Source organism: Cyanobacterium sp. Dongsha4, assembly GCF_036345015.1.
In the GTDB taxonomy this organism is placed as follows: domain Bacteria; phylum Cyanobacteriota; class Cyanobacteriia; order Cyanobacteriales; family Cyanobacteriaceae; genus PCC-10605.
Genome location: NZ_CP084098.1, coordinates 2,858,823 through 2,884,022, shown reverse-complemented (window position 1 = coordinate 2,884,022; position 25,200 = coordinate 2,858,823). Strand labels below are relative to the sequence as shown.

Genomic DNA, 25,200 nt, shown 5'->3' with positions numbered 1-25,200 from the left:
AAAAAGTCTGGAATTTTATTTACTAATATAACCGTAATTAGCTAAAAATTCTGTCATGTCTTGTTCTACTAAAGGAGGAGTTAACCAATTACCCTGTATTTCCTGACAACCCAATTTAATTAAATCTTCTATTTGTGATTTTTCTTCTACTCCCTCAGCAACAATTCTCAGGTTATCAAAACTTTTACTCAGAGTGATAATAGCATGGACTAGGGCTTTATCTTGAGGATTCGATCGCATCTTCTTGATTACAGGGCGATCGAGCTTTAAAGTAGAGAAAGAAAACTGTCGAAGATAACCAATACTAGAAACACCCGTACCAAAATCATCCAAAGCAACTCTAACTCCCAAATCTGCCAACTCATGTAAAATCTTCACCATAGTGGGATTATCTTCAGCAAGGGTAGTTTCCTTAATTTCCAGTTCCAAGAAAAAAGGATTAAGACTGGTTTTTTCCAAAACACCTTTCACCATCATCACAAAATTAGGCTGTTGAAACTGTTGAGTAGAAACATTAACACAAATTGGTTGATCATCCAGATAACTTCCCTGCCAAGCCACTCTCTGACGACAAGCAGTTTCCAATACCCATTCTCCCATCGGCACAATTAACCCTGTTTCCTCCGCCATAGGAATAAATTGATCAGGTGTAATACGACCTAAATCAGGATGCTCCCAACGAATAAGAGCTTCAATACCCGTAATTTTTTCCAAATCAATGGCAACTTGGGGATGATATTGTAAAGTAAACTCATTTCTATCCAAAGCGTGTGCCAATAGCTTCTCAATACGTAAAAAACGCTCTATTTCTCCTTGTCTTTGAGAATCAAAAAACTTAAAGTTATTCTTGCCAGATTCCTTACTTCTGAAAAGTGCTGTTTGTGCTTGATTTAAAAGAGTTTCTGCACTTTTTTCCTCTAATTCCTTTAAAGAGACTCCAATACTAATTTTTGTGTGTATCTTATGATTTTCCAAAAAGAAAGGAGGTTTTAAGGCTTCTAACATTCTCGTGCAAATTCTACCCACATCCTGAATACTCCTCACATGAGGCAATAAACAAACAAACTGAGAAGATTCCCAATGGGCAACGGTATCACCTGCCCTTAAAGAAGTCCTCAAACGTTTAGCGAAACCATCTAAAATTCCTGACCTTAAACTATAACCAAGAGTGTCTTTTCCTTCTTCTAATATTTCTAACTCCAGAAAAATAACACATAATAACCCCTTGTGCCTACGAATATTTGCACAGGCAGTTTTTAACTGTTCTAAAAATAATTGACGATTAGGTAAACCAGTCTCTAAATCATACAATCCCTCTTCCTGAATATAAGTTTGTTGATTGATATTTTTAGTAACAGGGCGAACCGTAAAAGAAAGTATAACTTGATCTCCATAACTAATCCAAATGACGTTAGACTCTAGCTCAAGAGGTAACTTATTCTTACTCTTATAAACAAACTCCCTTACAACAGCCTTATCCTTTTTCGACTTTAAGATAAAATCTACCTGCTCATCCAAAACCGCCGTTGACAAATCAATCAAATCATACAACTTAAGAGAATAAACCTCATCCAGACTATAACCCAACAAATCAGCTAAAGCATTATTTGCCTCTAAGATTTTTTTGTTATTGGCATCGACTAGAAAAACACCTTCTTTAGTTTGACTAATAAAAGCCCTATATCTCTGCTCACTTTCTTGTAACTGACTTTCTAAGGCTTTACGCTTAGTAAAATCGAAAATATAACTTCTAATGAGTTTTTTATCGGGCAAATAATGAAGATACTGCTCAAAAATCTGATCTTTAATCTGAATTTCCCTGACAAATAATTTATTATTCTTACCATGAGTAGTAATATTATCAATCAAACCTAACAGTAAAGGATGAGTGTTAACAACCGTATTATTTTTTAATTCAGGAAACTTATTAGTTGCCGAAGGATTTAGATAAGTAACATTACCATTCCAATCTAACTCAATAATCGGATTGGGACTCAACTCAGGAAAAGAAGCCAACTTAGCAACCTCCGAATCCTGAATATTGTCTCTCTCTGACTCCAAATTAGCCTCAGAAATCACTAAAGTCTGCTTACTAGCTTTTTCTGCCTTTTTCTTTGCTGGTGCTTTTTCTGCCCCTGTGCTATCAGACTCTAACGTTTTTTCAAAATCCCCTGACTGCAATAAAGCTAAATCATCAACGCTATTAAGAACATAATAACTAGCTTGAACTTCAAACCCAAAACGGATAGTATCTTCGTGCTTCAACTCCTGCACTAAACATCTTTTCTCATTAATAAAAATACCATTAGTGCTACGATTACCCTGTAAATCTCCATCAAGCAACCAATAGGAAAAACTACGATTTTTTGTATCTGTACGTCTTAAGAGTGTGGCATGAAAACGGGATACTTTCTTAGATGATAGAATAATTTTGTTGCGTGGATCTCTACCAATCGAATAGTTAGCTTCTTCTAAAATAATTGTACGGCGGGAAGAGTCGTCTTCTAATACTAAAACATGAGTTATTGGTTGTAAGTCAGTATGAGAGGTTGTTTTTATATAGTCGCTATTCATGGTAGGATTTCAAGGGATGATATTTAACTCTTTACAGAAGTCTCACTCAATTGAAAATTGTAGTCAAAATTCGGAGGAAAATGAAAACATTACAATTATTACTCAATTCTACACTGCAATTCGATATTGATTACTATTAATTATGAGATAAACCAACTTAAAATTGATAAAGCAAAGGGCAAAGGTAAATAGGGAATAGGCAATAGGGAATAGGCAATAGGCAATGGTTTAAGAATTAAGAATTAAGAATTAATAACTCCTAACTCCTAACTCCTAACTCCTCACTCGTTTCTCGTTTCTCCCCAATACCCCAAAACTCTGACACCTCCGAGCCCTAACACCCCACTCTTTCCTAACCCCGCCCTAATTTTTTTACCATACTAATTCGATGAATGTAAGGGAACTTTAAAAGAGTTAAGATGCTCTAGCAGAAGTTTAATTTTGTTTAAGTCTTTTTCTCCCGGATTAGTTTCCACACCGCTAGAAACATCGATTCCATCACATTTTAGGGTGTTTAAGGCTAATAAAACATTATCAGGAGTTAATCCCCCTGCTAACAACCAAGGGCGAGGAGGTCTAAAATCTGCTAATTCAGACCAATTAAAGGTTTTACCTGTGCCACCATACATATCTTTTTGATAGGTGTCTAAGAGTATAGTATCAATTACAGATAAATAATCATCTAATTTGGCTAAAGAATCAGAATTTTGATAACGAAATACTTTAATAATTTCTAAATCTGGTAGAGATTCCCTTAATGTCGTACACATACTAGGAGGCTCATCTCCATGAAGTTGAATTCCCGTTAAACCTGCTTTTTCGACTATATCGAGAATATTCTCAATGCTCTGGTTGACAAACACCCCCACTTTACTGATTTCTGAAGATATTTTACTTGTGATAGTTTTTATTTGTTCGGACTTTATGTATCGAGGAGAGTTTTCTACACAGATAAATCCTAATGTATCCACACCCAAAGAGGCGATCGCATCCGCTTGTTCCACGCTAGTAATACCACATATTTTCAGACGCATAATATTTAAGGGCAATTTTTAGTAATAAGAATGTAATAAAAATTAATAATAAAAAGCAATAAAAATGATTAATCTTATTTAAGATCTTAAAAGGAAAAGTAAATATAGCTATTAACATAGCAAAAATAGTTAACATAAATCAAACAAAAAAAAGACCATGACATTAATAGAATTAAGTTTTTTAGCAAATATTCCTCAAACTGTAGAATGGAACTACAATGTAGCAATAGTGATGATTGCCGCTAATTTGGTGGCAGTTTTTATCGGACGTTTTGCCATTCAAAATGCTGGAGTAGGCCCAGATTTACCCGTTGGCAAACCTGCTTTATGGAAAAATTTTGGTTTACCTGAATTACTAGCGACTCTTAGCTTTGGTCATATTCTTGGTGCTGGATTTATCCTCGGATTATCCAATGCAGGGCTACTATAGTTAATGGTAATAGGTAATAAGTGAGGCTCTCTTAACTTCTCGTCATGTAAATTATTGCTTAGGAAAAGGTGTCAGGTTGCAGGTGTCAGGTGAAATAAAAACTGTTAATTTATAAAAAATTCATTTTTGTTATGATTTACCCCATATCTTATAAGGTTTATAACAGTTATTTTCCAATAATTTATCATGACAACTGTAGAAGAGCCAGTACTCATTTCTTTTGTTATTCAGCAATAATTTATCATACTTAAAGTAAGAGAATCATTATTATGTCTTCTATCGCCGTTGTCACCATTGGTAGAAATGAGGGCGATCGCCTCATCAATTCTCTACAATCGATTAAAAATGTACTACCAGAGACAAATCCGATTATTTATGTGGATTCAGGTTCAACGGATGATAGTGTAAATAATGCTCAAAAATTGGGAGCAATAGTCCTCAATTTGGATTTATCAATACCTTTTACCGCCGCTAGAGCCAGAAATACAGGATTAGAATATATAATCAAGCATTATCCTCAGATTAACTATATCCAATTCCTTGACGGTGATTGTGAATTACATCCCCAATGGTTAGACAAAGCAAGGGAAAGACTTGAAGAAAATCCCTCATTAGCTATTGTCTGCGGAAGAAGAAGGGAAAAATACCCCGAAAAATCCCTTTATAATCGTCTTATTGATATGGAATGGAATACTCCCATTGGGGAGGCAAAAGCCTGTGGCGGTGATGCTTTAATTCGGGTTTCTGCATTAAAGGAGGTTAATGGTTATAAACAAGAACTAATTTGTGGGGAAGAGCCTGAAATGTGCATTCGTCTGAGGGAAAGGGGTTGGAAAATCGAAAGACTTGATTTAGATATGACTTATCACGATGCGGCTATGTACAAATTTAGTCAGTGGTGGAAACGTAGTATTAGAGGTGGATGGGCGATCGCAGAAGGTTATGCTATGCACGGAAAACCGCCCGAAAATTACATGATAAAGGAACATAAAAGTGGTTATTTATGGGGTTTTATTATACCTTTTTTTACCATAATTTTAGCTTACTTTACTAAGGGCTTAAGTTTATTTTTATTCTTGATTTATTTGTTGTTATTTTGGAAAATATATCGCTATAGAATTAATTTTGGTGATACAATAGAAAATGCAAAATTATACGCTTATTGGTGTGTTTTATCTAAATTTCCACAAGTTATAGGACAATCTCAATATTGGTGGAAAAGAATAAATAAGCAAAAAGTAACTATTATTGAATATAAAAGTTAGGGGTCAGGGTTCGGAGTTAAGAGTTATTAATTATTAATGATTATTTATTTTTGCCCCTTGCTCTTTGCCCTTTTACCGTAACCCATAAATGAAAATTTATCCCGAACTCAGGTTAGTTTAATTGTAAAACAGCTTTAACCACATCAGAATGCTTGTCTAACCGAAAACCTAGCTTTTGACAAAGGTTTTGCATCCCTATATTTTCAGGGAGAATTTCTGCAATAATCGACCTAATTTCCTCCTGTTTGGCTATTTCGATGAGTTTTTGCCCTAAAATACTACCTAAACCCTGTTTTTGACATTTATCTTTCACTAACATCCCTAATTCAGCAGATTCAGGTGTCCCATGTACCCTACTTAGACGGGCGATCGCAAGTATTTCTTTGTCCTTACTATCAGGTTGCACAGATTCTGCCACTAGAGCAATTTCTTGATCATAGTCGATAAAACAAATACGGGCAAGACGTTCGTGGGAAATAAGAGATTTATGGCTAATAGAGTGGAAATATCGTAAATAAACGCTTTCTTGAGACAAATCTCGGCAAAAATTGACCGCTTCTGGTTCGTCTTCAGGGCGAATGGGGCGAATTATCACCTCCCTACCGTTACTTAACTGACTATAAGAGAGATATTGATTCGGATAAGGGCGAATGGCAGGAGGAATTATATCTTCCTTAGAAATACTCGAATCATATAATAGTACCCTTGCATCAAGGGCGATGAGTTGATTTTCTGATACTAATAGGGGATTAATGTCAATTTCCTTAATTAAAGGTTGTTCGAGAACTAATTGACTGAATAACACCAAAATCTGTTTTAATTTCTCTAAATCAACGCTTTTCCTACCCCTAACTCCTTTTAATGCTTTATATATCTTAGTTTGTTCCATTAACCTCTTGGCAAGAGTTGTATTGAGAGGCGGAAGTGCGATCGCCTGATCTTGATACACTTCTACTAATTGCCCCCCTGTACCAAATAAGATTACAGCTCCAAATTGAGGATCAACGGTACTACCTAAAATTAATTCGTAACCGTCAAGGTTAGCCATTTTCTGTACACTCGCCCCTAAAAAGTCGCTAGCTGATATGCGACTCTGCATATCTAAAAAGGCTTGTTTTACCTCATCACCATTTTTCAGGTTAAGTTTGACTCCCCCCACATCGGTTTTATGGGTAATGGTTTCGGAATGGAGTTTTAACACCACTGGATAACCTATTTTTTCGGAAGATGCGATCGCATCTTCTACATTTTCAGCGATAATAGTTTCAATAATGGGAATACCATAAGCCTTTAACAGTTGCTTAGACTCATATTCCGTTAAAAGAGTGCGATTTTGCTCACGGGCATGATTGATAATATTTTCCGCAATGTCACGATTAATAAAATCATCGGACTCACCAAAACTGGGAGTTTCATATAAACCCCGTAAATTATAACTATAACGCCACATCAAATTAAATAAACGAGCGGCATCATCGGGATAAGGTTGAGTATAAATATGGGCATTATTAAGAATTTCTGAACCCTTGGCAACGGTTTCTCCCCCCATCCAACTAGCTAACACGGGTTTATCCTTAATATTTTGTGCCACTTTCACCAATGCCTCTGCCGTTTTAGTAGGATCGGTCATGTCTTGAGGAGTTAAAATGACTAATAAAGCATCACTATTGGGATCATTTGCCGCAATTTCAAGGGCTTTAGCATAACGTTCAGGATTCGCATCCCCCAAAATATCAATAGGGTTACTATGACTCCAATGGAGAGGAAGAATTTTATTTAACTCTTCGATGGTATTGTCGCTTAATTTGGCTAATTTTCCTTGTCCCCATGTTAGTGCATCTGTAGCCAAAACCCCAGGGCCTCCTGCATTAGTTAAAATAGTCAAATTCCTACCCTTGGGGCGAGGTTGTTTTGCCAAAATCTCAGTCATGTTAAAGACTTCTTTCACCGTATCAACTTGTAAAACCCCACTACGACGAAACGCCGCCGCCAATACCTTATCGCTACTACTTAATGCCCCCGTATGGGAAGCCGCCGCCCTAGCCGCTTCTTGGGTGCGCCCTCCTTTAATGACGATAATCGGTTTTGATAAAGCTACTTCCCTTGCGGCGGAAATAAAGGATCTAGCATTACCGATAGATTCCATGTAAATTACTATACTTTTGGTTAAAGGATCATCACCAAAGTAGTAAATTAGATCGCCCCAATCCACATCTAACATTGAACCAATAGAGATAAAAGCGCTAAAACCAAGATTTTCTGCAAAACTCCAGTCTAAAATTGCCGTACAAAAAGCCCCACTTTGACTGATAAAAGCAACATTTCCTGTTCTTGGACTAGTACTAGCAAAACTGGCATTTAACCCCGTAGGAGGGCATATTAAACCTAAACAATTGGGGCCAATTATTCTTAAGTTACCTTTTTTTGCTTCTGCAAGAACTTCTTTTTCTAATCTTAAACCTTCTGCTCCAATTTCTTTAAATCCTGCGGAAATAATGATTACTCCTTTCACTTTTGCCCTAACGCAGTCTCTAATAATGTCGGGAATGGTTACTGCAGGAGTTGCGATAATTGCTAAATCAACAGTTTCAGGCACATCCTGAATAGAGGAGTAAGCCCTAATTCCCATAACACTTTTTCTCTTGGGATTGACGGGAAAAACTGTGCCACCAAAGGGATGGGTAATCAAATTCCAAAGTAATGTACGCCCGACACTGCCTTCTTTTTCTGAAGCTCCTATTAAGGCTACGGATTTGGGAGCAAACATGAAGTTTAAGGGATTGTGGTGATACCGCATTATGTCATGGGCTTTTTCTGTTGCCATAATTATTCCTCGTGTTGGCTTATTTTTTATACTGAGATGCCTACTGCGTAGCAGTTTTCTTCGGTTATAAGTGTTATTTTCTAATCCTTACTTTCAGCTTACCTCAGTTGATTTTTTGCCTGACGATAATTTATGATTACTTTATATTTCACATAATACTTAGTAGCAAAAAAGTGGGGGCTTAGGGTATTAGGGGATTGGGGTTTTTAGGGAGAAACTAATTATTAAAGTGCTGAAGTTACCAATTACTAATTATTTAATTATTTATTACCTTTGCCCCTTGCCCTTTTCGCCATTACTCATAGACGAAAATTTATCTCGAACTCAGGTTCAATATTTAAAGTTGGAACAAATTGAAACTACTCCCGTCAAAAAAAATAGTTTATCGTTACTTTGGGTAATTTAGTTATGTTTAAATCTATTTCTCTTACTTCAAAAACTCTTCGTTTTATGGTTTTAAGTCTTTCTTTAACTACTTTAGTGGGTAGTTTTGTTTCAGTACAAGCTAGACCTGATAAATATTATAGATCTGCTCCTCCGGGATGGGAACGCAAAAACGAAGTCAATCAAAATAGAAAAAATCCTACCTATTATTCTGCTAACTTAAATTCAGGTACTGTTATTCCCACTACTTTACCGTCAGCAAAAAAAATACTTGTAACTAAAGACGAAACTTTACCTGTTACCTTAGTGGTTACTCGTGATGTGAAAAATAATTCAGGTACTGTTGTGATTCCCCGTGGTAGTGAGGTTGTTGGAGAAGTTCGCCCTGCAGGTAGTGGTTCAAGATTTGTTGGTAATACTGTAATTTTACCTAATGGTGAGCAGTATTCTATTCAGGCTAACTCTAAGATTGTAACCCGCACAGAAAAAATATCTGATGGTAGAAACACTGACGCTATTTGGCAAGGTGCATTGGCAGGAAGTGCCGCCGCTACTATTATATCAGCAGTGACAGGAGATAAAGCGATCGCAACTGAGGAAGTTTTAGGAGGTGCAGGTTTTGGTGCTTTAGCAGGATTTTTATTTGGTGGCACAAGAGATAGAGAATTGATTTCCATTAACACTCAGGAGGATTTAGATTTAACCGTAACTTCCAATGTTTCTTGGTAAATAAATTAGCCCATGCAAAAAGGGTGGGCATCGCCCACCAATGGATATTTAGGGATAAATATTTCTATTATTCAACCAATATATTTAATCAGAGCTCTTAGCTAAATAAGTAATAAAATTAAGGGCTGATAATGGTTGAGAAAAAAAGTAACCTTGTCCATAATGACAACCTAAAGCCCTCAAAGAATCTAATTGTGCTTTGCTTTCTATTCCTTTGGCGGTAACTTTAATATTCAAAATATTAGCCACGGCAATAATTGATTTAATCATGTTTTTATGTTGAGAATTTCTATGTAGGGATTGGACTAAACATTGGTCTATTTTTACGTGCTTAAAAGGAAATTTACTGAGATTAGAAATGGATGTTATACCCATACCAAAATTATCTAAACAAAACTCAATATTAATTGAAGCAATATCATTCAAAATAGTATCAATAAATTTTTTGTTTTCCTCTAAATATTCTTCCTTGATTTCTATACACAAATTACATTGCTGGAGTTGTTTTTTATCGATAAAGTATTTAATACTATTAACCATTTCTGCATTTTTAAACTGATACTCAGATAAGTTAATGCTGATAAGTAAATTTTCATATCTTTCCCAAGATTTTAAATCATTGATGATAGTTTCCAATATCCATTGTTCCAAAACCAAAATTAACCCGTTTTTCTCTAAAAAAGGAATAAATTTTTCTGGATATATTAAACCTAAATCTTTATTTTCCCATCTAACTAAAGCCTCTGCACTAACAATTTTTCCAGTAGAAATATCTATGACTGGTTGGTAAACAATTTTAAATTCATCATTACTAATGGCATTCAGAAAATTTTTTTCTAAAGTAGATTTTCCTATATCCACCTTATTCATATCATACTGATAAAATTGAAACTGATCTCTACCATTCTTCTTTGATTGATACATAGCTAAATCAGCATTGCGAATAAGTTGTTTTAATTCCTCTCCATCTTCAGGAAAAATAGTAATTCCAATACTGGCGGAAATAAAAATTTTCTCTTGAAAAATATAAAAAGGTTTTTTTAAAATTTGAATTAATTTATCTGCAATAATTTGTAACTCATTGCGACTATTGACAATGGGAATAACAATAAAAAATTCATCTCCTCCTAAACGCGCTAATAAATCAGTGCTACGTAATTCTCCTTTCATCCTCATGGTTGCCTCAACCAATAACTCATCGCCAAAATCATGACCTAAAGTATCATTTACTTCTTTAAAATGATCTAAATCAATAAACATTAAACCAACATTATATTTATTTTCTTGAGCTTGATTTAAAAGTTTATGTACTTTTTCTAAGGCATAATTACGGTTAGGAATTTTTGTTAAATAATCATATTTTGCTTGATACTTTAAAAGAATTTGTTGCTGTTTTTCTTCTGTTATATCTTCTTTTACTGCAATATAATGGGTTATCGATCCTACAGAATTAAATATTGGTGAAATTAAAGCTCTCTCCCAATATAATTCTCCATTTTTTCTTTTATTATGAAATTCTCCTTGCCATTCTTTGCCACTACTAATTGTATTCCAGAGATTTTTATAATCTGTATCATCCGTATAACCTGACTTTAAAACACGAGGATTTTTACCTATTACTTCTTCTTTTTTATATCCTGAAATAGTTTCAAATTTAGAATTAACATATTGTATATTTCCCTCTACATTAGTAATAACAATTGAAGCTGGACTTTGTTCAGAAGCACGATATAATATTTTTAATTCTTGCTCCATTTTTTTCTTTTCACTAATATCAATAAAGGAAATTAAATAAGCATTATTATCATTCCAAATAATTGGTACTGCTCTCATTTCTACTGTAATTAATTCAGATTGCGATCGCAGTATTTCTAACTCACTAATTTTATTTAATTCTAAGGGAATACCCAAAGTATCTCCCACCATTTGTTCATGAGTGCGATCGAATAATTTTTCCGCTTCTTCATTAAGAAATAACACCTTTCCATCTAAATCCAAAACAACCATACTATGGAAATGATTGTTAATAATTGTCTTTAGTTTTTTTTCCGCTTTTTGTAGTGATATTTGAGCATTTTTTCTCGCTTCTATTTCTGATTTTAAAAGCCTGTTTTGCGTCTTTAAACTATTTGCTAAATTACTAATTTTCAAACAAGTATTTACTCTTGATAAAAGTTCAGGATAATAAATTGGTTTTGTAATATAATCGATCGCACCTAATTCTAATCCTTTAATTTTATCTTCTGAGCTATCTAAAGCAGTTAAAAAAATGATGGGAATATCTTTAGTTTTACTTGATTTTTTCAGCAAAGAACAAGCTGTAAAACCATTAATATCAGGCATTAAAATATCCAACAATATTAAATCTGGAACTAATTGAGAAATTTCTCGAATTGCCTGAAAAATATCTGTTTGAGTAACAATATTAAAACCACTTTGATGAAGAAAACGACCAATTAAACTCAAATTTATTTTGTCATCATCAACAATATAAATTAAAAAATAATCTTTTTTAGTAGGTAGGATTTCATCAATCAATTTATCTCCCTCATTCCTTCGTAATTTAACACTCATTTTCTGAAATTTAAAAGTGGTAATAAAAAACTATCAAAAATTTATCATCAAATTTACTATATTGATTATTACCCTATAAGCCCAGCAATAATTATATTTATTGATTAATTTAATATTTCCAAGATTAAACAGAACAACATGAATATTTAACAAAAAATAATATTAATATGTACAATATTAAAGCTAATAGATAAAAAGATCTAAAAGTGAACTAAAAAAAATAAATAATATGGAAATTTTTACTACTATACTCACCATTATAGTATCGAGCTTATCTTTCGGGGGATTATTTGTTAATAATTCTTTAACCAAAGTAATTGAAAAAAATTCAGAAGAAGTAAAACAAATAGATGTTAGAGTTCATAGTGTTCCCACCCATCAACTTTTAAAAGGAAAAGCAGATTCTATTCAAATTAGTCTCAAAGAATGGCAACCTAGTGAGAATATTTCCTTAAAATTAGTCGAGATAGAAACCGATGAAATTAACCTTAACTTATCTCAACTAAGAAATCTCAAGAAAATAGAACAAAATGAGTGGAAAAAAATATTAAATTCACCCCTTAATTTAGCAGGAAGAATTATTATTAATCAAAATGATTTAAACAAAATGCTAACCTCTTCTCAAGCAAAGTCAATTATGACTAAATTAGCAGAAGAATCCGATGTTGAAATTATAGATCTAAACCTAGATTTACAAACAAATAACCGTATTCGCATCGATACCAAAGCCAAATTACCCATCAGAAAAGAAGAATTGTTAAATATTAGTTTAGAATTTACCCTAGACTTAGTTAAAGGTCATAAACTAGAAATTACGGATGTTAAAGGAACATTAAACGACAGACAACTATCATCTAAACTATTACAAGGATTTGCTGATAACATAAATACTCAGTTAACCTTACAAAAACTAGAAAAATATGGCATTATTGCAAGGCTATTAAAATTCAATATAGAGGATAATCAATTGGAAATAGCAGGATTTGTTCATCTTGATAACCAATCCCCATAAAATAACTAAGTAGTCAGTATTAATTACAGTAACAATTATGGCAAAAGATCAAAAACCAAATTCTTTTTTCTCGACTAAAATTATTGCTTCCATTGCCACTACAGTTTTAGCAGTAGGGACTTTTGCCGCATGGTATGCTTATAGTAACCTAGAGTCGAAAAATCAAGTTAGTCAACCAGATGACACTCCTCCTACAGATGTAGAAGTAATCCCCAACAATCCAACTAATAATCAAAAACAGCTAGTTGCTATATATCTATTAGATGAAAATCTCCAATTAACTCCCAAAAGTATTCCTCTTAAAATAGAAAAAAATCCTCAGTCAACCTTAACTACTGCTTTCAATCAATTATTATCTGAAGAAGAAAGTCAAGATAGTGCAATCCCCCCTAATACAAAATTAGAGAATTTAGAAGTAAAAGAAGATGGTATTCACCTAAACTTATCGGAAGAATTTACCCTCGGCGGGGGTAGTGAGTCAATGATTTCCAGATTGGGACAAGTTATTTATACTGCTACTAGTTTAGATCCTAATGCTAGTGTTTGGATTAGTGTAGAAGGGCAACCTCTGGATGTTTTAGGAGGAGAAGGATTAATTATAGAGCAACCTATGACAAGAGAAATTTTTGTTCAATCTTTTGCCTCTTCTAATTCTTCACCAGAATAGATATATTTTTGTCAATAACGGTAATTTAATTTATTAATAATTCTATTTATCTCCATGAAAAAGATATTTATTTTTTTAGCCTTATGTCTTTGTTTAACTGGATGTGTTCGCTATGATGTCGGTATTCAATTCCCACAGGCTAATCATGGTACAATGATTCAACATATCAAATTGGGTGAACAACTAACCAACTTTAGTGAAAAAGAAGGGAATGCGTGGTTAAATAGTATTGAACGTCGTGCATTAAAATTACAAGGAAAGAGTAAACGGCTTTCTCAAGATGAATTAGTGGTTACAATTCCTTTTAGTAATGGTCAAGATTTGGTTAAGAAATTCAACCAGTTTTTTGTTTCTACATTAGGGGATAAATCTTCTCAAAAAATCTCAGATGATAATTCTAATAGCCTTTTGGATTTATCTGCAAAGATGTCCATTAAACAAAATAATTTATTGTTTCTGGAGAGAAATACCCTTAATTTTGATGCAGATTTAACTCCTTTGGGAGTGGTATCCAGTGAAGGTAATATCATCATTTCTTCTGGAGACTTAATTAACTTACAAATTCAGTTTGATTTTCCTTTGGGTGCTAAACTCACCACCAACGAATTTACCCAATGGGAAAAACTACCCAACAATCAATACAATATTCAATTATCCGCAGGACAAATTAATCAATTACAAGCCGTCTTCTGGCTTCCTAATTATATCGGTTTAGGAGCAAGTGCGATCGCGCTTTTCATCATTTTAGGATTCTATCTCAAATACCAAAAACTCCCTCTTACTTAAAAATATTCAAGTTGGGGTTGCATTTGTAAAAAAAAGACGTTAACATAGTAGATGCGTCGCGGGATAGAGCAGTCAGGTAGCTCGTCGGGCTCATAACCCGAAGGTCGGTGGTTCAAATCCGCCTCCCGCCATTTTATTAAATCTATAGCGGTTTTACTTAAGATTGAAGCAAAATTTTCAAGTAGTTGCTTGTGATTATATGATTAGGGTTTTCTTGTACCTTAGAATTGTGGTGTCAATTGTAGTTTTTACAATGTTGTGATTGGGCAACAGTAACTACTAATTTATCAATAGTGTCTCTTAACTCTTTGCTTGGTGCTGAGGAGTTATTCACCATGATAGAAAAAACTATATCGTCATCTTTAGCTTGTAAATAGCCTGATAAAGCAGACACCCCTGTTAAAGTTCCAGTTTTTCCCCATAAGTCGTTATTGATCATATCCTCATTCTGAAAACGGTTTTTAAGAGTGCCATTAACACCCGCCAAACTCAAAGAATCCCTGAAAGTTTTTGCATATTCAGTTTTATCCATTAATTTTAATAAAGTTACAAGACTTCTGGGAGTCACTAAATTTTGACGGGATAAACCAGAAGCATCTTTTAGTGAATAATCATGAGAGAATAGCCCTAAATTTTCTAATATCTTTTTCTGAGCAATAAACTTTGTGTCTGGATTAGTTGCTAAATAACTTAATAAAATTTCGGCATATAAATTATTACTATTTTGATTAACTTCCTCAATTAAATTTTTACTATTAGGAGAGTTAATTTCTAACAACAAATTGGCATCACTTAAATCTATATTTTTTTGACCAATAATTTCCGTTTTTTCCACTTGGATACCATAATTTTGCAGAATTGCAATTAAAGAATCTTGAAAATATTGCTCAGGATTAGGGATAGATAACCACCAATTATCCTCACCATTATTAATAGGGAGATTTCCCTCAATTCTTAACCTAGATTCCAAACCCATAGGCTTTAAATTAATACTATATTCATTATCTTCATTAACAGTTATCCCCTCATTGATAATAAGCCATTGTTTTCCTGCTAATTTATCAGACCATTTTAATAATATTGGTTTACCGACTTGATTAGGAGTTAAACTGAGAGTGACAGTATTTTCTTCTAAAATAAAACTATTAATAGGAACAGCATAGTAAAAATATAAATCTGAAAATTCCCAGCTATTATTGAAAGGATATTTGATGGGAGAATCTTCTACTAGAATTAAATTTTTAACATGATTAACATTTAACTGTTGTAGTTTTTCTGCTATATTTTCTAAGTCAGATTTAGTAATACTTGGATCACCTTTTCCCAGAATAATTAATTCATCTGTAAATTCTTCTTTTCCTTTAATATAGATAGGAGTTTTTATGGTAAAACTTTCCCCAAAATTTAATAAAAAAGAAGCTGTAGTGAACAATTTAACATTAGAAGCTGGAATAAAATATTTATTCTCATTTAATCTATATAAAGTCTTATTTTGATTAAGTTTTTCGATTAAAATACCCCAATTTTCTTTACTTCTTTCTGACTGATTAAGAATGTTATTAATAGTTGATTCTAAACCTTCAATACAAACTTGACTTTGATTATATTCTGATGATTCTTTTATCTCTGCTTTACTACTTAAACTATAAGAAAAAATATTATAAAAACCGATTAATATACTCAATAATGCTCTATAGAAAATATTTGTTTTAATCATTAACAAAACCCATAAATAGAAAAATGTCAGAGAAACAATCCCCGACATTTAGCAATTATATTATTATTCAATAATTATGAGTAAAATGCAGCGTCAATAAAAACGCTTTTCGCCACAATATCTCATTAATCTATTTAAGATAATAAAGTTTTTCTGCTTCTAATTGTTCAACTAAAGCAGTTTGACCTTTTGCTTTTGCCACTTCTATGCGATGCTCTAAACTTTTAATTAAGTTTGTTCTGTGTGCTTGACGGGCATTTTCGAGGGTTTTTTGACTAATCATTTTCTTTTCTCCTATATATAAATTCAAATAAAGATGTAATGAGAGAAATAGAGGATAAAATCAGGAAAGCAAATCTATATCTATTTTCTCTTCTGCCTATGCTTAGTGATATTGACTATTGAAGTCCTACTTGTTCAGATGCTCTTTCCAACATAGTAGCTTGACGATTACTTTTACGTTGACGATTGTCAACCATTAATAAACGTGCTTGTTGACCAATAGAACTGATATTGTTGGTGTTATTATTGAATTTAGCGTTCATAATTCGCCTCCTCTAATTTTCGATGAGTTTAGATTCGAGGCGCGTTCCTTCAGAAGCTATTACTTCTTACTTCCGTCTGACTGTTAAGCAGATGAACGATTTATCCTTACCCTTTTAATATAACTAAAAAGTATCAAATTTGACAACTTTTTTCCCTAACAAATTGTAAAGACTGTGAGTATGAGTTTTTGAAAAAACTACTTTATGCGTATTGACTAATTCCTAATTACTAATTCCTCATTTCTCAAGAAATAAAACAACTATTCTTCTGTTTCTTCTTCTTCCTTAGTGGGATAAACGAAACCGTTTGCTTTACCGGTTAAAACAGATTTACCTAAAGATAAGGCTCTTTGAGCTTGTAATTCTGCTTTTTTAAACCAATGAGCGCGACGTTGATTACGTTTAGATTTAGATGTTTTCTTCTTAGGTACTGCCATAGGTTTTAAATAATATAATAAGTATTTTAGTTATTGACACAATTTTACTATTGTAACCATAGTTGATAGATAGTGACAATAGTTTATTTGCCCGTATCAGTCGTTAACTCTAACATTTCAGGGGAGTCAAGGGCGGAGGTTGTTTTTTTGCCGGACAAACAATATTTTATCTTTGCTAAAACTTTTTCTTGATCAATTGGTTTTCCTAAAAACCCATTAGCACCGACTAATTTACTTCGGAGTCTGTCAATCATACCATCGTTGCTAGTAAGAATAATGATAGGTACATCTTTCAGAGCAGAGACACGACGAATTTGGGAACAAAGTTCATAACCGTTAATAATAGGCATGACTAAATCCAAAAAGATTAAATCAGGTTTTCTTTTCAATATTTGTGGTAAGGCTTTTAGAGGTTCTCTAATAGAGAAATATTGATAACCTGCATCAGTGATAATATGTTCCATTATTTCACAAATTTGTGAGCTATCATCAATACAAACGATTAATTGTTGATAAGTAGTTTTTGTTATTTTATAATTCTGGTTTGTGACACCAATTAGAGTAATTGCAACGGGTTGATCCTCAATTTCGACTAAAGTAATTAAGTCTTGTTCAAAATAGGGTTTTAACCACACGGTAATTTTAAAAATAGTTAGGTTTAATTTATCTGCTATTTCTGTTAAAGGATACTTCCCGTTAAGTAAAGAAACTAATTTTTTGTAGGTTTTTTCTTTTCCTTTAAAATGTTGTTGTAATAAGACAGGATTTTTAATAACAGGTGCAAAATGGGGAATTAAATGGGTTAAACCAAATTTTTGCCAATGTTGCCATTCTAGTTCTAACTCCATTAATATTGGTTCGATTTTTAGTAAACTAACGGAGGTTTTTAAGCCTGATTCTTCTGGAAAATTATCTTCAATGGTAATGACATCATATTTTAATTTTTCAAGAAATTCTGCTTGATAAATATCAAATAAAGCCTGTTTAATTCTAACTTTAATCAGGGATAATGCTTGTTCTTTAGTAATTAAAAATCTTTGCAATAAAGAGACTATTAAATGATAGTTCCAACATTCAAATTCTTTGGATTTTTGAATATCTAAAAGATGGGTATCTAAATCAGGACAATATTTTTCTAGCAACCTTTGCCATTCACGATAAGGATGATAACCGCCATCTGCCCAGACTAAACGACTTAAGCAAAAATAAACACGCCATTCTTTTCCGTCTGCTTTTTTGACATCAATTCTTCCTGTGAATTTTTTCCCTTTCAGAGATAGTAGTGCTTTTTTAAATACTCCTGAACTACTCATTTCTTTCCTTTTTATGATATTAACTTTAGTTGGTAAATGACGAAATTAACAATGAGAGCTATTGTTAAGGAATGATAGTTTGATTGCTATTGCTAGTATGACAAATTTTGGCTTTTTAATATTTCATTACTAAATATGACTGATTAAATTTTCGTTTGAGTGTTATTGATTTTATTAATACCTAGGTTAAATATAACCTTAAAAGTTTATTAACATTTAGTGAACTTTAAAATATTTATTAATTACGTTAATAGTTTTGAGTTAAATTATTACTGATTATATTTTCCTCTGATTAATCTATGAAATTAGGCAGTAAAGAACACAAAAAATTATTTTGTCAAACTTTTCTTGATAGTCATATTCACTACGAGCCAGAAGATTTACCTTGGCCTGAGCTAGATTCATTTCATTTGAATCGTTTGAAAAGTATTCCTTTTTGGCGAGAGGCTTTAACTATTGAGGAAGAGGCTGGAAGGATGGTGTCTTTCTTTGCGGATACGATTGATGATCCTTTAATACGGGATGCGATCGCACTACAAGGTAGAGAAGAGCAACGTCATGGAAGATTAATTCAATACCTGATCAATCATTATCAATTAGATATTGCCCCCCCAGAAAAAGAAGAATTACCCAAAGATATTCAAAAAGAGTTTATCGAATTTGGTTTTGGGGAGTGCTTAGATTCATTTTTTGCTTTTGGAATGTTTGGTATTGCTAGACAAGCACAGTATTTACCAGAACCATTTTTCACCATTTTTGATCCGATTCTGGATGAAGAAGCCCGTCATATTGTCTTTTTCGTCAACTGGGTTACTTATTTACAAATTCAATCGGGAAAGGGGTTTCCTTTACTTAGAGGAGTGAATACTTTTCTTTCTTATTTGGGTGCTATTCGTAACTTAGTTGATTCTTTTGGAGATGTTGATTTGGGTGGTACTCAAGAAGAAGGTGAGGTGAATCCTTTCACTGCTTCTGGTGCAAGTCATTTTATGGAAGATTTGACTCCCAAATTATTTTTTGCTACCTGCTTGGCAGAAAATGAAAAACGAATGGCAAAATTCGATCGCAATTTATTACAGCCGATGCTATTTCCTCGATTATCAAAATTGGCGTATCAAGTTCTTCGGATTCTTCCTGAGAAAAATAGTAAAAGCATTTCTAATTCAGTTAAAACAAGCATAACTTAAATTAATCTGAGTTCAGTGGTTTTTAATTCAATTCTTCTCACTTTTTTCTCTTTCCTGCTCGTTTCCCCCTAAAAGTCAGCACAAGGTCATATTCATTTTGGTTAAATTGTGTTGAGAATGAGTAGGTGAGTTATAATTAATTGTTTGGATGTATATAATTGTTAACCAAAAAAATTTAGAAATACTTAAAGAATGATTTGGCCTTTTAAACCTTCGACTCGTAAACAAATTGCTAGAATTGAAATCAATGGTGCGATCGCATCTGCTACTCGTGAAAGAGTATTAGAAGCATTAGAAGAAGTAGAAGAGAGAAAATATCCTGCTTTACTGCTAAGAATTGACTCCCCCGGTGGTACAGTTGGGGATTCTCAAGAAATATACTCTGCTTTGAAAAAATTGGGAGAAAAAATCAAGATAGTTGCTAGTTTTGGTAATATTTCTGCTTCTGGAGGCGTTTATATCGGAGTAGGGGCAAATCATATCATGGCAAACCCCGGCACTATTACTGGCAGTGTGGGGGTAATTATTCGGGGCAATAACTTAGAAAAACTCTTGGATAAAGTGGGGGTTTCTTTTAAAGTAATTAAATCAGGCCCTTATAAAGATATATTGTCTTTTGATCGAGATTTAACTACCGATGAAGAGGAAATCTTACAGCAATTGATTGACAGTAGTTATCAACAATTTGTGGAAACTGTAGCCGAGGGGAGAAAGCTAAGTGTGGAAACGGTTAAAAATTTTGCTGATGGTCGTATTTTTAGCGGAGAACAGGCTTTAAAGCTCGGATTAGTGGATCGCCTTGGTAGTGAAGAAGATGCCCGTCGTTGGGCTTGTGAGTTAGTAGGACTTGATCCAGAGAAGACAGAATGTCATACTATTGAAGAACCTAAATCTCTGCTCGATCGAGTTTTTAGTGGTCGTGGTCAGGTAAAATCAGGTGTAGGATCTGCTATTAATTGGTTAGAATTTGAACTGGCTACCAGTGGTCAACCTTTATGGCTATATCGTCCTTAAATTATGGAAAATTGGCAACAAATCGGAGCAATGAGTAAACCGTTGATGACTAAAGTACGAGCAATTCGAGGGGCAACTACTGCCGACGCTAATACTATTGAGTCTATGAGAGAGGCTGTAGCGGAATTGTTAACAGAAATTGAAACTCGGAATCAACTTGACTATGAAGAGATTGTAAGTGTAATTTTTACTGTTACTCCTGATTTAGATGCAACTTTTCCAGCTGCGATCGCACGAGAAAATCCTCAATGGGAAAATGTACCTCTTTTGGATTTACAACAAATGCAGGTGAGAGGTAGCCTAGAAAAATGTATTCGGGTTTTAATTTATTTCAATACAGATAAACCTCAAGCAGAAATATATCATCCCTATCTAAGAAAAGCCAGAAATCTTCGTCCTGACTGGAATCTAACTCATATGATTATGGGCAATAAATAATTGACCTGAGTTCGGGATAAATTTTCTTGGTCATGGGTAAAGGGCAAGGGTGCGAAATGACTATAACAAACTCTTGGAAGTCACTGAATGTTTAATCAAAAGGTCAAATCTAAGTAAAATGAAAATGGGGTTTTCCCTTCTCAGTAAACTTTCAGGTTTAGGAGTTACAAGCTATCTTTTTTCACCGTCCCACAAAAAAGCAATATATTCTTGATCCTTACTATCAAAGACTCAGAAAGGAATTAATTATCAGTTCTCTAGGGTTGGCAGGTGTTTTTATTGGAGGGACTTTGTGGTATTGGTTAGTAGAAAAGTGGTCATTGTTGGATTCCGCTTATATGACCATGATAACCCTATCAACCGTTGGTTTTGGCGAAGTTAACCCCCTTGATGAGCGATCGCGCCTTTTCACTATGGGATTGATTTTGACGGGTATTATCGTCATTGGTTACATGGTGAATCGTTTTACCGAAGCATTTTTACAAGGTTATTTCCAACAAGGTATTCGTTTAAGACAAAAAAGAAACGTGATTGACAAACTATCAGGACATTATATATTATGCGGTTTTGGTCGGATGGGTTCTTATGTTGCTAAAGAATTTACTGCCGAAGCAATCCCTTTTATTATCCTTGACTCAGAGCAGGAAGAAGTGGAAAAAGCCAGTCAGATGGGCTATCTTGCCCTTCAGGGAGATGCCACCCTTGATGAATGCTTACTAATGGCAAAAATCGAAACGGCTATTTGTGTGGTTGCGGCTTTAAGTTCTGATGCAGATAATCTTTATACCGTTATTTCCGCTAAGGCTCTTAATCCTACCATAAGAGCGATCGCTCGTGCTAGTACCGAAGAAGCTGTGAAAAAATTAGAAAGGGCGGGAGCTGATGCGGTTGTGTCTCCTTACATTACAGGGGGAAAAAGACTCGCCTCTGCAGCTTTGCGTCCTCAAGTAATGGATTTTGTTGACGGTATTTTAAGCGGTGGGGAAAAATCTATTTATTTAGAAGAGTTTTTGCTGGATGAAAACACCTGCCCTTGTTTAGGACAAACTTTAATCGAAGCTGGTTTAAGGGCAAAATCAGGAGCTTTAGTGGTTGCTATTCGTCGTAGTAATGGTATTCTAATCGCAGGACCTACAGGGGGAAGTATTCTTGAAGCTGGTGATTCCCTTATTTGTATGGGTACGGCAGAACAATTAAGAATTTTAAATGGTATTTTAATGCCCATCTCCGCTCCTAGAATTCCCAGAAAGAGAGAGTAAATAAATTTTACAAGGGCGAAGACAATTAATTGGCAAATAATAATTAATTAAAACGCTTGAATCCACTCTTTAATTTCATATTCAGTCCAAATACCATTTTGCCAATAAGGATCAGATTTAACTAAGTTTTCCACAGTTTCTTGACTATCGGCTTCATAAATACCAAAAACTTTTGTATTGTCTTTTGTTGGGCCTAAAGTAACTAATATACCTTCTTCTTTTTGTTTTGCTAATCCTTCTAAATGTGCCTGACGATAAGGAGTTCTTTTTTCTAAAGCATTTTCACAGTAGCTACCAAATAAAATATATTTTGCCATACTTAATCAAAATAAATAGTTAGTTTTTTTCAGCGTTGGTGAATTAAGTTACAATTTTTAGTTTAGATCGGGAATGGGGAATGAGCAAAGGACAAAGTAAAAAGGGCAAAGGTAATAAACAATTAGTAATTATCAACTTCAGCACTTTCAGAATTGGTTTCTCCCTAATCCCCTAATATCTCAAAATCCTAAGCCCCTTCTTCCCCAATCCCCTAACACCTGAAACCTGCTACCTGAAACCTAACCTCAATATACTAAACGAAATAATTGCTTAACGTTAGTAGTAATAATCTTGGGATTGTACCATTTTTTGCGGTGCAAAAGCTAACCAAAGCGGGAATTTTAATAATGATAAGCTCACTTTATCGTCATCTAAATCCATAATTACTAAGGGTAAGTCCTCTTGAGCAACGATGCGATCGCCTTTTTGAATAAGTGCTTCTGGAGTTTCAAATAAAACAACTCCTCGACTGGGGCCAAAATCACTGCGAGAAATACCTAAACAGTCTTGTAAACCTCTACGCCATTCCCCTAATTTTTCGGGGGTGTCTGCCAAAATTAATACACGGGTGCGATCGCTGTATAGTTGATATAAAATGGAAATAATCGCAGAGGCAATGAGAATATTTTGTAGTCGAGAACCCATACTAGATAAAGCACCCCTACCGCCCTGAGAGAAAAACCAATCTGAAACCCTTTCGGCGTGTATTGGTTCAAAGGTACGGCGTAATTGCCAAGGAGACCCATAATAATCTGGTTTGGTACGATATTGATCTAACAGACGGCGAATGATTCTTGTTTCCTCTTTAAAACTCTTTTCCACAAATTGAGGATTGGAATTTTTACCCCTTTCATTCTCTGCTACAACTGGAGGAGACTCATTTTCCCATGTTTGGGGTGATGGTGGAGATAATTCTAGTTGCTCGGCGGCGGCCGCTAAATCTTGTAAACTACCCACAAGATAATCTTTAAATCCCTGTACTCTAATGGCTAAATCTTGAGAAATACCAGCAAAAGAGCCTTTCATTTCTTGATTTATTCTTTCTTTTCTACGCTCTAATTTTTCAATGGTTATTTCTAAATTTTGTTTTTTATTTTCTAGCTCTTGTAATCTTTCTTTTACTAACAAATTAATGTTATTACTTATTTCTTCTTGTTGTTGAAGAAGTTGTTTTTTTATTTGCTCAATTTCACTAACGGACTTATCTGGATTTATACTAATTTCCTCTTTATTTTCTTTGACTGTTTCTGTTTGTATTTGATTATTAATTACTTTTTCATCAATATCGGTGTTTTTTATCTCTGATTCTTCTATTAGTAAATTTTCTATTTCAGATTCTATTTCCAATTCATTAAAAGAATTATCCTGATTAATATCTTCTTTATTTTCGCTGTTTTCATGACTAGAAATTATTTCAGAATTAATTTCATCTTCAGATAAAGGTAACTCTAAATCAGGAAGATTCTCGTCATTATTTTCTGCTTGATCAGTCCATAAATCATCTTCATGATCAAAGTCATCGATACTGAAATTTTGGTTTTGATTTTCTTTATTAATTTCTGACATAATTGATTTATTAATTAAATATTTGCTCTCTTTTTTTTATTGATTATGGTAAGGGATAATATTTCTCTAAGCACTTTTTAAGGGTAATAGGATCAAAAATGATCGGTAAAAAATGAATACTTTTCACTTCTTTAAAATAAAATAAAATAGGTACGGGTTGCCAAAAAATCGCCCAGTTTTGCCAATCAGTGTAAGGAAACTCTCTAATTTTATTTTGTTGACGATAAACTTCCAAAGCCTTGGGAGTAAATTTTAACTTAATAATATTAGCTTGTATAAGTAGAAAAAAGCCAAATAAAATAGTAATAATACCGACAAACATTTGCACAAGACTCAAACCAACACCTAAAATAATAATGAAAATTGGAAGATTATAACGGGGTGTTAGTTCAATGGTTTCGGAAGTTAAAGTCGTACTATTCACAGAAATATTCAATTTGTAGATAGTTTTAATTAATGTAGATTGTACCAAAAAATGATTGAAGAGTAACTAATTCCATTATATTGTTTTATGATTATCTATAAAATTATAAAAATCGATAATTGACTAATGAATAATCTTCTTAAACTAGCTACTATTACTATATCTGGTGCTTTTTCTTTGGCTAATTTAGCGTTTTTTTCTAATAGTGTCAGAGCGGAAAATCAATTTGATGTTTGTTTAAGAGAATTAACCGCTAGTGGAGTTACCATAGAAGACGCTCAAACGGGTTGTGCTGATGCCCTCGTGCCTAGAGAATTATCTAGTTGCGTTACCAATATCAGTCAATCTACAAGTATCAGTGCGAAGGATGCTTTAACCAGTTGTTATCAAGTTAGAAGACCTGTGGATTTAGGTAACTGTGTTGTTAGTATCAATAATACTGTACTGACTGCTAGTAATAAAAATACTCAGGCAAAAGTGGAAGGTGATAATAGTCAATCTCCTTTAATGATGGCGTTAAGCACTTGTCAGGCTAGTCTTTTACCCGCTAGGCAATCTGAGTGTGTTATTGCATTATCTCGAACTCCTCAAGCCTCTAATCCAGTAAAAGCAATGGAGACTTGTTTAAGTGCGGAAGATTTCCCCAAAGATTTATTCCCTTCTTACAATTAGGAGTTACTCAAGAGAAAGTAGTTTTATTTGG

23 protein-coding genes, 1 tRNA gene and 1 riboswitch are annotated in these 25,200 nt (G+C 33.7%); of the genes, 12 read left to right on the top strand and 12 right to left on the bottom strand.

Annotated features, from left to right (window positions below; translation table 11 throughout):
• Window positions 1-15: 15 nt before the first annotated feature.
• On the bottom strand, window positions 16-2,574 hold the full coding sequence (locus Dongsha4_RS12430) for an EAL domain-containing protein (RefSeq protein WP_330202687.1): 2,559 nt from the start codon (window positions 2,572-2,574) through the stop codon (window positions 16-18).
• Between the two features lie 380 nt (window positions 2,575-2,954).
• Window positions 2,955-3,608, bottom strand: coding sequence for a phosphoribosylanthranilate isomerase (locus Dongsha4_RS12425; RefSeq protein ID WP_330202686.1), 654 nt, complete (start codon window positions 3,606-3,608; stop codon window positions 2,955-2,957).
• Window positions 3,609-3,765: 157 nt separating this feature from the next.
• On the opposite strand from Dongsha4_RS12425, the gene psaK reads away from it, so the two are divergent.
• Together psaK and Dongsha4_RS12415 are read left to right on the top strand one after the other, a co-directional pair.
• Window positions 3,766-4,038 (top strand): photosystem I reaction center subunit PsaK, encoded by a 273-nt coding sequence (psaK, locus tag Dongsha4_RS12420; RefSeq protein WP_099435413.1) that lies wholly within the window; start codon window positions 3,766-3,768, stop codon window positions 4,036-4,038.
• A gap of 269 nt (window positions 4,039-4,307) precedes the next feature.
• The gene (locus tag Dongsha4_RS12415; protein ID WP_330202685.1) at window positions 4,308-5,303 is read left to right on the top strand and encodes a glycosyltransferase family 2 protein; all 996 of its coding nucleotides are present in this window, start codon (window positions 4,308-4,310) and stop codon (window positions 5,301-5,303) included.
• A 112-nt stretch (window positions 5,304-5,415) separates the two neighbouring features.
• Here the strand turns inward: Dongsha4_RS12415 and Dongsha4_RS12410 are convergent, their stop codons facing one another.
• The gene (locus tag Dongsha4_RS12410; protein WP_330202684.1) at window positions 5,416-8,127 is read right to left on the bottom strand and encodes a bifunctional acetate--CoA ligase family protein/GNAT family N-acetyltransferase; all 2,712 of its coding nucleotides are present in this window, start codon (window positions 8,125-8,127) and stop codon (window positions 5,416-5,418) included.
• 408 nt (window positions 8,128-8,535) lie between these two features.
• Here Dongsha4_RS12410 and Dongsha4_RS12405 point away from each other — a divergent pair, with 408 nt between their 5' ends.
• Window positions 8,536-9,240, top strand: coding sequence for a hypothetical protein (locus Dongsha4_RS12405; protein ID WP_330202683.1), 705 nt, complete (start codon window positions 8,536-8,538; stop codon window positions 9,238-9,240).
• An 84-nt stretch (window positions 9,241-9,324) separates the two neighbouring features.
• Here Dongsha4_RS12405 and Dongsha4_RS12400 read toward each other — a convergent pair whose 3' ends face one another.
• Entirely contained in the window at window positions 9,325-11,814 is a 2,490-nt protein-coding gene (locus Dongsha4_RS12400) for an EAL domain-containing protein (protein ID WP_330202682.1), read from the bottom strand.
• A gap of 229 nt (window positions 11,815-12,043) precedes the next feature.
• Between Dongsha4_RS12400 and Dongsha4_RS12395 the strand changes: the two genes are divergently transcribed.
• The 4 genes from Dongsha4_RS12395 (at window position 12,044) to Dongsha4_RS12380 (ending at window position 14,410) form a co-directional block, all read left to right on the top strand.
• On the top strand, window positions 12,044-12,826 hold the full coding sequence (locus tag Dongsha4_RS12395) for a DUF2993 domain-containing protein (protein ID WP_330202681.1): 783 nt from the start codon (window positions 12,044-12,046) through the stop codon (window positions 12,824-12,826).
• A gap of 37 nt (window positions 12,827-12,863) precedes the next feature.
• Window positions 12,864-13,493 (top strand): GerMN domain-containing protein, encoded by a 630-nt coding sequence (locus Dongsha4_RS12390; protein ID WP_330202680.1) that lies wholly within the window; start codon window positions 12,864-12,866, stop codon window positions 13,491-13,493.
• Between the two features lie 54 nt (window positions 13,494-13,547).
• Window positions 13,548-14,279: a DUF3153 domain-containing protein gene (locus Dongsha4_RS12385; protein ID WP_330202679.1), complete on the top strand. Its 732-nt coding sequence runs from the start codon at window positions 13,548-13,550 to the stop codon at window positions 14,277-14,279.
• 57 nt (window positions 14,280-14,336) lie between these two features.
• Window positions 14,337-14,410 (top strand) — tRNA-Met (locus Dongsha4_RS12380).
• 104 nt (window positions 14,411-14,514) lie between these two features.
• Here Dongsha4_RS12380 and dacB read toward each other — a convergent pair.
• The 5 genes from dacB to Dongsha4_RS12355 form a co-directional block, all read right to left on the bottom strand.
• Complete coding sequence (dacB, locus tag Dongsha4_RS12375) at window positions 14,515-15,996, bottom strand: D-alanyl-D-alanine carboxypeptidase/D-alanyl-D-alanine endopeptidase (RefSeq protein WP_330202678.1); 1,482 nt, start codon at window positions 15,994-15,996, stop codon at window positions 14,515-14,517.
• A gap of 130 nt (window positions 15,997-16,126) precedes the next feature.
• The gene (locus Dongsha4_RS12370; RefSeq protein ID WP_330202677.1) at window positions 16,127-16,279 is read right to left on the bottom strand and encodes a hypothetical protein; all 153 of its coding nucleotides are present in this window, start codon (window positions 16,277-16,279) and stop codon (window positions 16,127-16,129) included.
• Between the two features lie 115 nt (window positions 16,280-16,394).
• The gene (locus tag Dongsha4_RS12365) at window positions 16,395-16,541 is read right to left on the bottom strand and encodes a hypothetical protein (RefSeq protein WP_330202676.1); all 147 of its coding nucleotides are present in this window, start codon (window positions 16,539-16,541) and stop codon (window positions 16,395-16,397) included.
• 38 nt (window positions 16,542-16,579) lie between these two features.
• Window positions 16,580-16,641, bottom strand: a riboswitch (Glutamine riboswitch).
• A gap of 160 nt (window positions 16,642-16,801) precedes the next feature.
• Complete coding sequence (gene rpmF, locus Dongsha4_RS12360) at window positions 16,802-16,978, bottom strand: 50S ribosomal protein L32 (RefSeq protein WP_015219655.1); 177 nt, start codon at window positions 16,976-16,978, stop codon at window positions 16,802-16,804.
• Between the two features lie 83 nt (window positions 16,979-17,061).
• Complete coding sequence (locus Dongsha4_RS12355; protein WP_330202675.1) at window positions 17,062-18,291, bottom strand: response regulator; 1,230 nt, start codon at window positions 18,289-18,291, stop codon at window positions 17,062-17,064.
• A 299-nt stretch (window positions 18,292-18,590) separates the two neighbouring features.
• Here Dongsha4_RS12355 and Dongsha4_RS12350 point away from each other — a divergent pair, with 299 nt between their 5' ends.
• The 4 genes from Dongsha4_RS12350 to Dongsha4_RS12335 all read left to right on the top strand — a co-directional run bounded on the left by Dongsha4_RS12350 (window position 18,591) and on the right by Dongsha4_RS12335 (window position 22,189).
• Window positions 18,591-19,478 (top strand): ferritin-like domain-containing protein, encoded by an 888-nt coding sequence (locus tag Dongsha4_RS12350; RefSeq protein ID WP_330202674.1) that lies wholly within the window; start codon window positions 18,591-18,593, stop codon window positions 19,476-19,478.
• A 192-nt stretch (window positions 19,479-19,670) separates the two neighbouring features.
• The gene (gene sppA / locus Dongsha4_RS12345; RefSeq protein WP_330202673.1) at window positions 19,671-20,492 is read left to right on the top strand and encodes a signal peptide peptidase SppA; all 822 of its coding nucleotides are present in this window, start codon (window positions 19,671-19,673) and stop codon (window positions 20,490-20,492) included.
• Window positions 20,493-20,495: 3 nt separating this feature from the next.
• Entirely contained in the window at window positions 20,496-20,930 is a 435-nt protein-coding gene (aroH, locus tag Dongsha4_RS12340) for a chorismate mutase (protein ID WP_330202672.1), read from the top strand.
• Window positions 20,931-21,136: 206 nt separating this feature from the next.
• Window positions 21,137-22,189 carry a potassium channel protein gene (locus Dongsha4_RS12335; protein ID WP_330205434.1) on the top strand — a complete coding sequence of 351 codons (1,053 nt, stop codon included), beginning with the start codon at window positions 21,137-21,139 and terminating at the stop codon, window positions 22,187-22,189.
• A 47-nt stretch (window positions 22,190-22,236) separates the two neighbouring features.
• Here the strand turns inward: Dongsha4_RS12335 and Dongsha4_RS12330 are convergent, their stop codons facing one another.
• From Dongsha4_RS12330 to Dongsha4_RS12320, 3 genes are all read right to left on the bottom strand, one after another.
• A complete protein-coding gene (locus tag Dongsha4_RS12330) occupies window positions 22,237-22,506 on the bottom strand; it encodes a YciI family protein (RefSeq protein ID WP_330202671.1) in 270 nt (89 codons plus the stop codon).
• Window positions 22,507-22,783: 277 nt separating this feature from the next.
• Window positions 22,784-24,073 carry a DUF3086 domain-containing protein gene (locus Dongsha4_RS12325; protein ID WP_330202670.1) on the bottom strand — a complete coding sequence of 430 codons (1,290 nt, stop codon included), beginning with the start codon at window positions 24,071-24,073 and terminating at the stop codon, window positions 22,784-22,786.
• Between the two features lie 43 nt (window positions 24,074-24,116).
• A complete protein-coding gene (locus Dongsha4_RS12320) occupies window positions 24,117-24,497 on the bottom strand; it encodes a DUF3119 family protein (protein ID WP_330205433.1) in 381 nt (126 codons plus the stop codon).
• A gap of 126 nt (window positions 24,498-24,623) precedes the next feature.
• Here Dongsha4_RS12320 and Dongsha4_RS12315 point away from each other — a divergent pair, with 126 nt between their 5' ends.
• Window positions 24,624-25,169 (top strand): hypothetical protein, encoded by a 546-nt coding sequence (locus Dongsha4_RS12315; RefSeq protein ID WP_330202669.1) that lies wholly within the window; start codon window positions 24,624-24,626, stop codon window positions 25,167-25,169.
• Window positions 25,170-25,200: the final 31 nt, after the last annotated feature.